Consider the following 14769-nt stretch of genomic DNA (forward strand, 5'->3'; position numbering starts at 1 on the left):
AAAAACCTTAAGGTGGTTATTGCGGCGGGGCTCACCTCTTCCCATCCCGAACAGAGTAGTTAAGCCCGCCTGCGCAGATGGTACTGCAGTTATGTGGGAGAGTATGTCGTCGCCTTTCTTTGAAAAACCCTATCCAAAACGGATAGGGTTTTTTGCTTTTATATGGGTTTTGTGAATAAACGAAATTTACTTAAATTATTGATAATTTCTCAATCGGTAAGTGGTTGTTATTTAGTGATTTATGTACTGTTAAATAACTAAAAATTTCTTAAATTAATTTGAATATAATTTTTCTTGATGTAAATTAGTAATACTATACTTAAATAAATACATCATGAAAAATAGAATATTTTTAGCCATAGTATTGTTAAGTCTAACAATCTCGGCCAGCGCACAGAAGAAAATAGAAGTTACAGAACTGCCAAAACCAGCTCAGGAATTTTTAAAGAAATACTTTGGCAACACCGCTGTTGAAAGCGCCAAAAAAGACGCTGAACATGGAGAAAAAGGTTTTGAAGTAAAATTGAAAGACGGAACGGAAGTAGAATTTTGGAAAGACGGATCATACCGTGAAGTTGACGGTGGCGATAAACCAATTCCAACCGCTTTTATTCCAGATAATATTAAGGCTTATGTCGCCAAAAATCATCCAAATGAAAAAATAACGCATATAGATTATGGACACAAAGATTTGGATGTTGACTTAACAAATGATATCGATTTGGAATTTACGAAAGACGGTAAGATTCTAAAAGATAAAAAGAATGATGTGAAAAATAAATAAAATCTATTCTACAAATTAATTTTCCCGTTTATAGACACCGTTTCTCTACTGGTCTATAAACGGGAAAATAGTTTATATTTACATTTCTATTATCTATTTCATGGAAGAAAATAAACACGTTACGATTTACGATATTGCTGAAAGATTAAATTTGGCCACATCTACTATTTCGAGAGCTTTAAAAGATCATCACACCATTAGTGATAAAACGATAAAAAAAGTAAAAGAAACTGCGAAAGAAATGGGATTTGTACCCAACACTTTAGCAGCAGGTTTACGCGGAAACAAAACCAAAACGATTGGAGTTTTAATTCCAACCGTTACCCAGCCGTTTTTATCATCCTTAATCAGCGGCATCGAAATTACGGCTCAAAAGTCTGATTATACCGTAATTATTATGCAGTCGCACGACTCCTACGAAGAAGAGGTAAATATGGCTAAGTCCCTTTACAGTAATCGCGTAAGTGGCGTAATTTGTTCATTGGCTATGGAAACCAGAGATACAGCGCATTTTCATCAGTTTTCAAACAATAATATTCCGTTGGTTTTTGTCGACAGGGTTCCAAAAGATTATAATACTTTTCGTGTGGTAATAGACAATTATTCTGCTGGTTATAAAGCTACAAAACATCTTATTGAACAAGGTTGTCTACGCATTGCGCATTTAACCGCCGGATCTGAATTAGGTAATTTATATAACGAAAGAAAAAGAGGATATATAGAAGCGTTGAAGGATCATAATATTACCGTTGAAGAAGAATTGATTATTAATTTAAATTCGGTTACTTATGAAGACGGTGTAAAAGCAAGCAATGCTTTATTTGATTTAAAACCAATGCCAGACGGATTGTTTGCTCCAGGAGATATTATTGCGGTTAGTGCTGTGCAGACAGCTAAAAAACGCGGTATAAAAGTACCAGAAGAATTAAAAGTTATAGGGTTTAATAACGACCCTATTTCGCAGATTATTGATCCCAACTTATCTACTATTACGCATCCCGCCGAAAAAATGGGAAAAGCAGCAGCGGAAATTATTATCAAAAACTTGAAATCGTCTAAAAATGATGATGCCAAAGAAATTACTTTTTTAAATACAGAAGTACTGGCGAGAGAATCTACGCAGAAATAAACATTGCAAAATTCAAGATATTTAATCTTGATTCTACCGTACTAAAGCAGGATAGTTTTTTAAATTATCCTGCTTTTATTTGTTATAAAAATAAAATTAATAAAAAAAAATAGGATAAAATTTTTTTCTTAAACAACAATCCTATATTTTTACGCAACCGATTGCAATTATTGTTTTATTTTTAATAATGTATTTTTTAAATTAAAATTTTATCAAATATCCTTATTGAGAAGAAAAAATCTGAAATCGTAAAAATAAACATTAAGAATAAACCCAAATTAAATGACTTCATTAAAATTTGTTTTCCTGTTATTTTTAATTTCCTTTTCGGCGTTAGCGCAAAAGGATTATAAATTATGGCTTCAGTATGATAAGATAGCTAATGATATAATTTCTTCAGAATATAAAAATAATATTCAGGGAATTGTTTCTTTTGGAAATTCTGAAACATCGAAAATTACTATAAAAGAGTTGGAGAATGGAATTGTAAATATGCTGGGAAGTAAACCAGAAATCAATTCAGAAATTAATGGAGAAAACAATTTAATTATAGGCTCTCATACTTCTCTAAATTCAGAATTACGAAAAATACTAAAAACGGATTTTGATAAGATAACTAATGAAAGTTTTATAATCAAAACAATTAATTTAAAAAATAAAAAACAGATTATCATTTCGGGGAAAAATGATATTGCAGTTTTATATGGAGTTTTCAATTTTTTAAGATTAATTCAGACCCATAAATCAATCCAAAACTTAAATATAGCCGATTCACCAAAAACAAATATTAGAATCTTAAACCATTGGGACAATCTCGATCGAACTGTGGAACGTGGTTATGCCGGATTTTCATTATGGAACTGGCAGAAATTACCTGATTTTATCGATGAGCGCTATATTGATTACGCCAGAGCAAATGCATCAATAGGAATTAACGGAACAGTTTTGACCAATGTAAATGCAAACGCTCTAATTTTGACACCACAATATTTAGAGAAAGTAGAAGCACTCGCAAACGTTTTTAGACCTTACGGTATAAAAGTATATTTAACGGCAAGATTTTCAGCACCAATTGAAATTGGAAATTTAAAAACTGCCGATCCAAAAGATACACAAGTTATAAAGTGGTGGAAAGACAAAGCTGCTGAAATTTACAAACGAATTCCTGATTTTGGAGGATTTTTGGTGAAAGCCAATTCAGAGGGTCAGCCTGGGCCTCAAAATTATGGAAGAGATCATGTTGACGGTGCGAATATGCTGGCCGATGCAGTTGCTCCTTTTGGAGGCGTAATTATGTGGAGAGCTTTTGTATATTCTGAACATGATGCAAACGATCGGGCGAAACAAGCTTACGCGGAATTTCAGCCGTATGACGGAAAATTTAAAGACAATGTAATCGTTCAGGTTAAAAACGGGGCAATCGATTTTCAGCCTAGAGAACCATTTCATCCGTTATTTGGTGCGATGCCCAAGACACCTTTAATGATGGAATTTCAAATCACACAAGAATATTTAGGCTTTAGTACACATTTGGTTTTTCTGCCCAAATTATTTCAGGAAGTTTTAGAATCAGATACGTATCAAAAAGGAAAAGGTTCAACTGTTGCTAAGGCAATTGACGGCACTTTATATCAAAATAAATTAACTGGAATCGCTGGAGTTTCTAACATAGGGAATGACTTGAACTGGACAGGACATCCTTTTGCGCAGGCGAATTGGTACGGTTTCGGAAGATTGGCTTGGAATCCGTATTTAGATGCTGAAACTATTGCTGATGAATGGCTGAGATGTACTTTTTCTAACAATGAAAATTTCATAAAACCAGTTAAAAATATGATGATTGAATCACGTGAAGCGGTTGTAAATTATATGACACCGCTGGGTCTGCATCATATTATGGATACGGGACATCATTACGGGCCAGGACCTTGGGTTTCTGATTTGTCAAGGCCAGAATGGAATCCGACGTATTATCATAAAGCAGATAAAAACGGAATTGGTTTCGACAGATCAAAGTCGGGAACAAATGCTGTATCGCAATATGCGCCAGAAGCAGCGAATTTATTTGATAATTTAGAAACCTGTCCAGAGAAAGATTTATTATGGTTTCATCATGTTTCATGGGATTATAAATTAAAAAATGGACAAACTTTATGGAACAGTCTTGCATTTAAATATCAAGAAGGCGTAGATCAAGTAGCTGAAATGCAGAACGTCTGGAATAAATCTGAAAAATATGTTGACAGCGAACGTTTTAACGAAGTAAAAATGTTACTCGAAATTCAGCAGAAAGAAGCAAAATGGTGGCGCGATGCCTGTTTATTATATTTTCAGCAATTTTCAGGAAAAGAACTTCCTGCGGGAATTGAAAAACCAACACAAACTTTAGAGTATTTTAAATCATTAAAATTCCCATTTGCCCCGGGAAATTAGAATTATACAGCAAAATTATGAGTACAAAAACAGCAATTGTTACAGGAGGAAATTCAGGATTAGGTTATGCAACAGCAAAAAAACTATGCGATAACGGAATCAAAACGTATATAATTGGCCGGTCAAAAGACAAGACTGAAGAGGCTTGTCGTGAAATTGGCGAAAATGCAATTCCGATAATTTTTGACTTGAATGATTTGGAAGGAATTCCGGCAATGATTGAAAATTTAACCAAAGATAATTCAATAGATATCTTGGTAAACAATGCGGGAATCAATCTGAAAAAAGAAATTCCAAATGTAACCGATGCCGATTTTCTTTCGGTAATTCATACCAATCTTTTGAGTGTTTTTTCGGTGAGCAGAGAAGTGATCAAAAACATGAAAGAAAATGGAGGAGGAAGCATTGTCAATATCAGTTCTATGGCATCACAATACGGAATTCCAAAAGTAATAGCGTATTCGGCAAGTAAAGGTGCAATCGAATCAATGACGCGCGCGATGGCTACAGAATTGGCTCCATTTGGCATTCGTGTAAACTGTATTGCACCAGGATTTATAAAAACCAAAATGTCTGCTGCAGCATTAGATAATGATCCTGAAAGAAAAAATAAAGTGTTAGGAAGAACGCCAATGGGCTTTTTAGGAGAACCATCTGACATTGCAGATGCTGTTTATTATTTCGCTTTAAGCGAATCCAAATATACAACGGGAACTGTTTTGCCAGTTGATGGAGGAAATAGTATTGGATTTTAATTGTGAAAATGCCACAAAGTCGCTAAGTCACAAAGTTCTATTTTAAAAACTTTGAAAGAAAACTTTGTGACTTAGCGCCTTAGTGGCAGAAAAAAAATAGTATGATAAAAATGCAACAAACCATGCGATGGTTCGGTCCAAATGATAAGGTAAGTTTGGTCGATATTAAGCAGGCTGGAGCAGCGGGAATTGTAACGGCTTTGCATCAAATTCCGGTTGGTGATGTCTGGACAATCGCAGCTATAAAAGAAAGACAGAAGATTATTTGGAATTATGGTTTAGAGTGGACCGTTGTTGAAAGTCTGCCAGTTCATGAAGAAATCAAACGCGCTTCAGGAAATTACTTTCAATACATCGAAAATTATAAAACTAGTTTACAAAATCTGGCAGAATGCGGTATCAAAATCATCACGTATAATTTTATGCCGATTTTAGACTGGGTGCGAACCAATCATAATTTTATTAATGAAGATGGAAGCAAAGCTTTGTTGTACAATCAGGATGCTTTTACTTTTTTTGATGTTTTTCTTTTAAAAAGACCAAATGCCGAAAATGATTATTCTGAAGATGCAAAACAAAAAGCTTTAAATTTTGGAAGTAAACTTTCGGAAGAAGAAAAAGCGTTACTGTTTAAAAATGTTTTATTGGGTTTGCCAGGAAGTACGATCAATTTTACGGCAGAACAAATTTTGTCTTTATTAGATAATTACACCAATATTGACAATGAAAAACTAAGAGAAAACCTGATTTATTTTTTATCAGAAGTTGTTCCTGCTGCAGAAAAAGTCGGCGCAAAAATGGCCATTCATCCAGACGATCCTCCGTTTTCGGTTTTAGGACTGCCAAGGATTGTTTCGACCGAAAAAGATATCAAAACTATTTTTGAAGCTGTGCCTTCAATTGCAAACGGGTTGTGTTATTGTACAGGATCTTTAGGTGCGAATCCTGATAATAATTTGGAAAAAATTATAGATGATTTTGGAGATAGGATTCACTTTTTACACCTTCGAAATACCTTTCGCGAAAGCGAAACTATTTTTAGGGAATCGGAACATTTAAAAGGTGATACTAAAATGGAAGTTATTGTTGAGAAATTATTAGTATTGATGAACAAAACAAAAATAAGTCTGCCAATGCGCCCAGATCACGGTTTTCTGCATTCGGTAGACGAAATGAAAGAAACCTATCCTGGATATTCTTTGGTAGGAAGATTAAAAGGTCTTGCTGAACTGCGAGGTTTAGAAATGGGGATTGCTTATAAATTGAATTTGTAATTCTAAAAGTTTATACTCAAATGCAGTATTTGAATTTCTGTCATTCCCGAGGAAGGAATTCAATAAAGATTCGCGACATTCTGTTTGGAGCTTCTTGCGGAGATTTCTCCTTACGTCGAAATGACAATATTGAAAGCATCTATGAGAATACTATGCTTATTTATGCAAGTGAAATGTCTTTTTTTGTAAGCAAAGAAAAACGATGTCTCTATGTGTTGCAAAAACTATTAACTATTAAACCAAAAAATACATGAAATTTATTAATCTTTATTTGCTGGCAGTGACTACAATACTGTTTGTAAATTGTTCTTCAAAGCAAGAAGTCACGACATTAAAAGATGCTTATAAAAATGATTTTTATATAGGTACAGCTTTAAGTGCAGATCAAATTGAAGAAAAAAACATCAAAGTCGATTCGCTAATTCAAAAAGAATTTAACGCTATTACGGCAGAAAATATAATGAAATCTATGTTCACGCATCCGCAAAAAGACAAATATGATTTTGCTTTATCGGATAAATTTGTGGCTTACGGCGAAAAGAATAAAATGTTCATTCATGGGCATACTTTGATATGGCACAGCCAATTAGCGCCATGGATGGAAAAAATCGCTGACAGCACAGAAATGAAAGCTTTTATGAAAGATCATATCACGACAATTGTTTCAAAATACAAAGGAAGAATTAAGTCCTGGGATGTTGTAAATGAAGCTCTAAATGAAGACGGGACTTTACGAAAATCTGTTTTTTTGAATACGCTTGGAGAGCAATATTTAGTTGATGCTTTTAAACTCGCAGAAAAGGCAGATCCAAAAGCAGAATTGTATTACAACGACTATAATATCGAAGAACCTGCAAAAAGAGCAGGAGCAATCGCTTTAATCAAAAAAATAAAAGAGGCTGGAGGGAAAGTTGATGGCGTTGGTATTCAGGGACATTGGAGATTACAAAGTCCGTCACTTGAAGAAATTGAAAAAAGCATTTTAGAATATTCAGCATTGGGAATTAAAGTTGCCTTTACAGAATTGGATATTACCGTTTTACCAAATCCGTGGGATTTAAAGGGTGCAGATGTAAATCAGAACTTTGAAGGAAGTGCGAAAATGAATCCGTATCCTAAAACATTACCAGATTCTGTACAGACGCAATTGGCAGCACGTTATGCTTCCATTTTTAAACTGTTTTTAAAGCATAAAGACAAAATCAGCCGCGTTACTTTTTGGGGAGTTTATGACAAACAATCATGGCTAAATGACTGGCCTATAAAGGGGAGAACGAATTATCCATTGCCATTTGATGTTAATTTAGAACATAAACCAGCTTATGATAGTATTTTGAAGTTGAAAAAGACTGTAGAATAAGTAGTAAAATTAATTTTAGATTGAAAAATAATTGACAAGCGGTTGTTTTTGAAAATATTTCTGAAATAAAGTAAACTAAATTTGCGTAATATGTTTTTTTATCTAAATTTACACAACCGATTGTTTTGAGTTTTATTTGCTTACCTGCAAGGTTTCCAAAACCTTGTAGGTATGATTGAGAAGCTGTATAAAAACAATTTAAACCTGCAAGGTTTTGGAAACCTTGCAGGAGTAAGAACTAACTAACCACAAAACCACAAATGACTAACATTTCACAAAAATTATCCATCAAGGAAAAAATTGGCTACAGTTTAGGAGACCTTGCTGCCAATTTAGTTTTTCAAACTTTGATGACATATCTGGCTTATTTCTATACTGATATTTACGGTCTCTCGCCAACAGATTCTTCTATAATCATGTTAGTGGTTGGTTTAATTGCAGCTTTTATTTTTAACCCAATTATTGGTGTTTTAGCAGATAGAACGAGTACCAAATGGGGAAAATTCAGACCTTGGATTCTGGCAACAGCAATTCCGCTTGGTGTGGTGGCATTATTGGCATTTTCAACTCCAGATTTTGCTTATAAAGGAAAAGTAATTTATGCAGTTGTAACTTATACATTATTACTGCTTTTTTATGCAGGAAATAATCTGCCGTATTCTGCTTTAAGCGGCGTCATTACTGGCGACATGTCAGAGAGAAATAGTATGTCATCGTACCGTTTTGTGGCCGTTATGTTTGCACAATTTTTTGTTCAGGTTTTTATGCTTGGAATTATAAAAAGTGCTGGAAACGGCGATAAAGCAATTGGTATTGAAAAGGTTATGACAGTTTTGGCAATCATTGGAACCATTATGCTGTTGATAACATTTTTAACGACAAAAGAAAGAATCATTCCAAAACCAGAACAGAAGTCGAGTATAAAAGAAGATTTAAGCGATTTGGTTAAAAATAGACCTTGGATTATTATGCTCACGCTTACGACTTTGGTTTTTATTACTTTGGCCATGAAAGGCGGTTCGTATGTGTACTATTTTGAAAACTATGTAGATAAAGATCAACTGGCTGTTTTTATTCAACCAATATTAGATACTTTATCGAAAATTGGTTTGAATCATTTTGGAAATGATCCCGTTTCAGCTGGATTTGGATTGTTTAATGCAGGCGGAATTATTTTTATGATTGTCGGAATTACATTGTCTAAAAATCTGGCCGATAAGTACGGAAAGCGAAATGTGTTCGGATTGTTTTTATTTATTTCGACACTGTTTATTGTTGCTTTTTATTTCTTTCCGCCAACTTCAATCAGCTTAATTTTTTTCTCCCAAATCTTGCACGGATTTTTCTACGGAATTACCATCCCAATTCTTTGGGCGATGATTGCAGATGTTGCTGATTATTCAGAATGGCTGAATAACCGTCGCGCAACAGCGATTATTTTCTCAGCCATGATGGTGGGTTTAAAAGCGGGATTAAGCATTGGCGGTGCTTTAACGACATTGTTTTTAGGATATTTTCATTACGCTCCAAACTCAGCTGTACAGAACGAAAATGCTATTAACGGAATCAAATTATTGGTCAGTATTTTTCCTGCCATTCCATTTTTGATTGGAGCGGGACTATTGTTTTTCTATAAAATCAATAAAGAAATGGAAGTGCAGATTGAAACTGACTTAAAACAAAGAAGAACTTAATTATTTAAAAAAATAAAGATCACTATGCCTGAAGATAGTATTGAACAAATTAATTTCGAGGAAATTAATGAACTGGCGATTTCAAAGCCATTAGTTTCTCACATATATACAGCCGATCCTTCGGCGCATGTATTTAATGGAAAAATTTACATTTATCCGTCGCACGACATTGACGCAGGAATTCCGTTTAATGACAACGGAGATCATTTCGGAATGGAAGATTATCACGTTTTTTCAATGGAAGATATTACATCAAAAGCCGTAGATAATGGTGTAGCACTTCATGTAAATGATGTTGCTTGGGCAGAAAAACAAATGTGGGCGCCAGATGCGGCACATAAAAGCGGGAAGTATTATTTGTATTTTCCTGCTAAACGTGCCAATGGAATTTTCCAGATTGGTGTTGCTGTCAGCGATTCTCCTTCGGGGCCATTTATGCCTGAACCAGATGCGATAAAAGGAAGTTACAGTATTGATCCCGCGGTTTTTGAAGACGAAGACGGAAAGCACTATATTTATTTTGGAGGAATTTGGGGTGGACAGCTTCAGAAATATAGAAATAATAGATACGATCAGGATAATGAAGAGCCAGATGGAAATGAACCTGCCTTAGGGCCAATTGTGGCGCAGCTTACTGATAATATGCTGGAGTTTGCCGAGGAACCAAAAGAAATTAAGATTGTGGATGAAAACGGAGAAGTTTTGCTTGCCGGCGATAATAATCGTCGTTTTTTTGAAGCTTCCTGGGTTCATAAATACAACGGGAAATACTATTTTTCATACTCGACTGGAGATACTCATTTTATTTGTTATGCGATTGGAGACAATCCGTATGGGCCGTTTACATATCAGGGGAGAATCTTGAATCCGGTTGTGGGCTGGACTTCGCACCATTCGATTTGTGAAGTTGAGAATGAATGGTATTTGTTTTATCACGATTCAAGTTTATCAAAAGGAGTAACGCATTTAAGAAGTATTAAAGTAACCAAAATCGATTATCTCGAAGACGGTTCAATTGTAACGATTGATCCTTATGGAATAAGAAGATCGCTGGATTAAAACGTTAATTATCAATAAAAAATGTTTAATCTAAGTCCCAGAGGCACGATATGTTTTTTAAATGCCGAATAGATGTCGCTCCGCTAGAGCTTTAAAATTCGTGAATGATTGGTCTATAAATATTACGCTCCGCTGGAGCTTTAAAATTGATTTTTATATCTGATATAACCATTAGAGTTTTTGAAAACGGTTTGCGTGAGGGATAGCAGTGGAAAGCCCACAGCCTGACGAAGGAAGAGCGAGGACTTGTAACGAATAGCCCGACCCGCCTTTTTTCGGCGGGACACGCCCAAAATTTGAAAATAGTAATTTTTAAAAATTAACAATTTTAATGTCAAAAAGAATTTTTTGTAAAAAAAAATTATCTACTTTAGCATAACAGAACGGAACAGAACGGTATGCTAAAAGAAGAAGAAAAATTTGAGTTTGTAATTAATCATGACAGTGATATTCCGAAGTACCAGCAGCTGGTTGACGGAATCACAAATTCGATAGCAGAAAATATTTTGCAAAAGGGAGATTTGCTGCCATCTGTAAATGTGATCTGCAAAACATATCAGCTTTCTAGGGATACAGTTTTTAAGGCGTATTCGATTCTAAAGGAGCAGAAAACAATCGATTCTGTACCCAATAAAGGCTATTATGTGGCAGGTGAAACGAGAAAAGTACTTTTGGTTTTAGATACTTTTAAAGCTTATAAAGAGGTTTTGTATCATTCGGTTGTAAATAATCTCCCTGATAATGTGATTATTGATGTGCAGTTTCATCATTATAATATTGATGTTTTTAAAACGATTATCAATAATGGAATCGGGAAGTATTATAAATATGTGGTTATGAATTTTGATCACAAGGCTATTGCTCCTGCTTTGTCGGCAATTTCAAATGATAAACTGCTTTTGATCGATTGGAATATTCAGGCGGATAAAACGCATAATTATGTTTTTCAGGATTTTGGAAAGGCATTTTATGAATCTTTGACACAGGCGGTTGACTTGTTTAAAAAGTATAAAAAGATAGATTTTATATATCCAGATTTTACGAATCACCCGTGGGAAACGGTTGAGTTTTTTAAGAAATTCTGTGGTGATTTTAATTTTAAATATGAAATTATTACAGATCCTAAAAAGTTTAATATCGAAAAAGAAATTGCTTACATCAGTGTGAGTGACAGGATTTTGGGGTACTTTTTAGAGCAATGTAAAGAGAAGGATTTTGAGCCTGGAAAAGATGTTGGTTTTTTGTCGTATAACGAAACTCCAATGAAAAAGTTTATATATAAAGGAATATCGGTTGTTTCAACTGATTTTAAAGAAATAGGAACCAAAGCAGCGGCATTTATTACGCATGATGAAGATACTCAGTGTTATGTGCCGACAAATTTAATATTAAGAGAATCATTGTAAATTATGTATTATATCGGATATGATATTGGAAGTTCTTCTGTCAAGGCAGCCTTGGTAGAAGCCGAAACGGGCAAAAAAGTAATTGTTTTGAACGAGCCTCAAAACGAAATGGAAATTTTGTCTCTGCATTCAGACTGGGCAGAACAGGATCCTGAAATTTGGTGGCAGCACATTTGTACGGCTACAAAAAGAGCAATTAAAGAAGCTAATATTGATGCGTCTAAAATTCAGGGTATTGGTATTTCGTATCAAATGCACGGATTGGTGATTGTGGACAAAGCTGGAAATTCGCTTAGAAATTCGATCATTTGGTGCGACAGCCGTGCGGTTGAAATTGGAAATAAGGCTTTCGCCGAAATTGGAGAGCAAAAATGTATGGAGCATTTATTAAATTCTCCAGGAAATTTTACGGCTTCGAAATTGAAATGGGTGAAAGAAAATGAACCAGAAGTTTACAATAATATTGATAAATACATGCTTCCTGGAGATTATATCGCTTTGAAACTAACAGGCGAAGTAACAACAACCAAAAATGGTTTGTCTGAAGGAATGCTTTGGGATTATAAAGATAATAAAGTGGCCAACTGGCTTTTGGATTATTATGGAATTGACCAATCTTTGACGCCAAGAATTGTAGAAAACTTTACAAATCAGGGAATTGTTACAGAACAAGCTTCGGCTGCATCTGGACTTCCTGCAGGAATTCCAATTGTTTACAGAGCGGGAGATCAGCCTAATAATGCTTTGGCATTGAATGTGTTGAATCCGGGAGAAGTTGCGGCAACTGGCGGAACTTCGGGTGTGTTTTATGCTGTAAGCGAACTGTCATCAGGAAAAAGTACGCGAGTAAACAATTTCGTTCACGTTAATTACGAATTGGAGACGCCTCGAATTGGTAAATTATTGAATATTAACGGAGCAGGAATTCAGTACAGATGGCTACGTAATAATATGGGTAACGAAAGTTATGAAGCAATGAATGAAAAAGCTTCGAATATTGAAGTGGGATCAGAAGGTGTGGTCGTAATTCCGTTTGGAAATGGTGCTGAGCGTATGTTCAACAACAAGAATATTGGAACTCATTTCTTGAACCTCAACTTAAATATTCACAACAGTGCACATTTGTTTAGAGCTTCTTTAGAAGGAATTGCTTTTTCGTTTGTGTACGGAATGGAATGTTTAAAAGATGATAATGCAACGATTAATGTTATTAGAGCAGGAAATGATAACCTTTTTCGTTCGGAGATTTTCTCTAATACCGTGGCGACTTTAATTGGTCACGAAATTGAAATTTACAATACAACGGGAGCAGTAGGCGCAGCGAGAGCAGTGGGTTTAAAAGATGGCGATTACAGTAAATTTGGAGCTAATATTAGTGCCAACGATCATGTAATGACTTTTTTACCGCTGACAAACAAAGAGCCTTACGAGACGGCATATCAAAAATGGAAACAAGAGTTAGAATTAATATTAACAAATAAATAAAAGAACAAAATGATAGTTTTAGGAGATAAAGAATACTACAAAGGTATTGGTCAAATTAAATTTGAAGGAAAGGAATCTGATAATCCATTAGCATTTAAATATTACAATCCAGACCAAGTTGTAGCTGGAAAAACTATGCGTGAGCACTTTAAATTTGCTATTGCATATTGGCACACATTCTGCGGACAAGGAAGTGATCCATTCGGGCCAGGAACGCAGCAATTTGCTTGGGATCAATCTACAGATGCGGTTCAAGCAGCGAAAGACAAGGCTGATGCAGCTTTTGAATTTATAAGCAAAATGGGATTCGATTATTTCTGTTTCCACGATTACGATTTGATTGCTGAAGGAGCAACTTTCGCAGAATCTGAAAAACGTCTGGCGACAATTACAGAATACTTAAAACAGAAAAAAGCGGAGTCTGGAATTAAATTACTTTGGGGAACTTCAAACTGTTTTTCAAACCCAAGATTTATGAACGGTGCGGCTACAAATCCTGATTTTAATGTAGTAGCAAGAGCCGGAGGACAAGTAAAATTAGCACTTGACGCAACGATTGCATTAGGCGGAGAAAACTATGTATTCTGGGGTGGTAGAGAAGGTTATATGTCTTTACTAAACACAGATATGGGAAGAGAATTAGACCACATGGCGCAATTCTTGGCAATGTCTAGAGATTATGCAAGAGCACAAGGTTTTAAAGGAACTTTCTTTATCGAGCCAAAACCAATGGAGCCGTCTAAACACCAATACGATTTTGATACTGCAACAGCAATTGGATTCTTAAAGGAATATGGTTTAGATAAAGATTTCAAAATCAATATCGAGGTAAACCACGCTACATTGGCACAACACACTTTCCAACACGAATTAGAAGTTGCTGCAAAAGCTGGAATGTTAGGAAGTATTGATGCAAACAGAGGTGATTACCAAAACGGATGGGATACAGATCAGTTCCCAAATAATATCCAGGAAACTACTGAAGCTATGTTGGTTTTCTTAAAAGCTGGCGGATTACAAGGTGGCGGTGTAAACTTTGACGCAAAAATCAGAAGAAATTCTACAGATTTAGAAGATGTTTTCTTGGCGCACATTGGTGGTGCTGATACTTTTGCAAGGGCTTTATTGACTGCAGATAAAATTATTACTTCGTCTCCTTACGAAAAATTAAGAACAGAAAGATACAGCTCTTTTGATTCTGGAAAAGGTAAAGAATTCGAAAACGGAAAATTAAACCTTAAAGATTTATATGATATTGCAAACCAAAATGGAGAATTAACGCTTCAAAGCGGTAAGCAAGAATTGTTTGAAAATATCATCAACCAATATATTTAATTGGTATTTTTTAGAAGATATGAGACCTAACAGGTTTTTAAAACCTGTTAGGTCT

General features: G+C 34.9%; 11 protein-coding genes and 1 rRNA gene. All 12 read left to right on the plus strand.

Annotated features, from left to right (window positions below; all coding sequences use genetic code 11):
• The first annotated feature begins 8 nt into the window (after positions 1-8).
• A 5S ribosomal RNA gene (gene rrf / locus BSF42_RS21700) occupies positions 9-118 on the plus strand.
• A 216-nt stretch (positions 119-334) separates the two neighbouring features.
• Positions 335-784 (plus strand): PepSY-like domain-containing protein, encoded by a 450-nt coding sequence (locus BSF42_RS21705; RefSeq protein ID WP_095955193.1) that lies wholly within the window; start codon positions 335-337, stop codon positions 782-784.
• Positions 785-884: 100 nt separating this feature from the next.
• Complete coding sequence (locus BSF42_RS21710) at positions 885-1913, plus strand: LacI family DNA-binding transcriptional regulator (protein ID WP_095955194.1); 1029 nt, start codon at positions 885-887, stop codon at positions 1911-1913.
• Between the two features lie 282 nt (positions 1914-2195).
• Positions 2196-4346 carry an alpha-glucuronidase family glycosyl hydrolase gene (locus tag BSF42_RS21715; RefSeq protein ID WP_095955195.1) on the plus strand — a complete coding sequence of 717 codons (2151 nt, stop codon included), beginning with the start codon at positions 2196-2198 and terminating at the stop codon, positions 4344-4346.
• Between the two features lie 17 nt (positions 4347-4363).
• A complete protein-coding gene (locus BSF42_RS21720) occupies positions 4364-5101 on the plus strand; it encodes an SDR family NAD(P)-dependent oxidoreductase (RefSeq protein ID WP_095955196.1) in 738 nt (245 codons plus the stop codon).
• A gap of 110 nt (positions 5102-5211) precedes the next feature.
• The gene (gene uxuA, locus BSF42_RS21725) at positions 5212-6375 is read left to right on the plus strand and encodes a mannonate dehydratase (protein ID WP_095955220.1); all 1164 of its coding nucleotides are present in this window, start codon (positions 5212-5214) and stop codon (positions 6373-6375) included.
• Between the two features lie 250 nt (positions 6376-6625).
• Entirely contained in the window at positions 6626-7735 is a 1110-nt protein-coding gene (locus tag BSF42_RS21730; RefSeq protein WP_095955197.1) for an endo-1,4-beta-xylanase, read from the plus strand.
• Positions 7736-7995: 260 nt separating this feature from the next.
• Positions 7996-9429 (plus strand): MFS transporter, encoded by a 1434-nt coding sequence (locus BSF42_RS21735; RefSeq protein ID WP_095955198.1) that lies wholly within the window; start codon positions 7996-7998, stop codon positions 9427-9429.
• Between the two features lie 24 nt (positions 9430-9453).
• Positions 9454-10488 (plus strand): glycoside hydrolase family 43 protein, encoded by a 1035-nt coding sequence (locus BSF42_RS21740; RefSeq protein WP_095955199.1) that lies wholly within the window; start codon positions 9454-9456, stop codon positions 10486-10488.
• A 398-nt stretch (positions 10489-10886) separates the two neighbouring features.
• Positions 10887-11894: a GntR family transcriptional regulator gene (locus tag BSF42_RS21745; RefSeq protein ID WP_095955200.1), complete on the plus strand. Its 1008-nt coding sequence runs from the start codon at positions 10887-10889 to the stop codon at positions 11892-11894.
• A gap of 3 nt (positions 11895-11897) precedes the next feature.
• The gene (locus BSF42_RS21750) at positions 11898-13379 is read left to right on the plus strand and encodes a xylulokinase (RefSeq protein ID WP_095955201.1); all 1482 of its coding nucleotides are present in this window, start codon (positions 11898-11900) and stop codon (positions 13377-13379) included.
• 9 nt (positions 13380-13388) lie between these two features.
• Positions 13389-14714 (plus strand): xylose isomerase, encoded by a 1326-nt coding sequence (gene xylA, locus BSF42_RS21755; RefSeq protein ID WP_095955202.1) that lies wholly within the window; start codon positions 13389-13391, stop codon positions 14712-14714.
• Positions 14715-14769: the final 55 nt, after the last annotated feature.

Source organism: Flavobacterium sp. ACN6, from assembly GCF_002304005.1.
Classification (GTDB): Bacteria; Bacteroidota; Bacteroidia; order Flavobacteriales; family Flavobacteriaceae; genus Flavobacterium.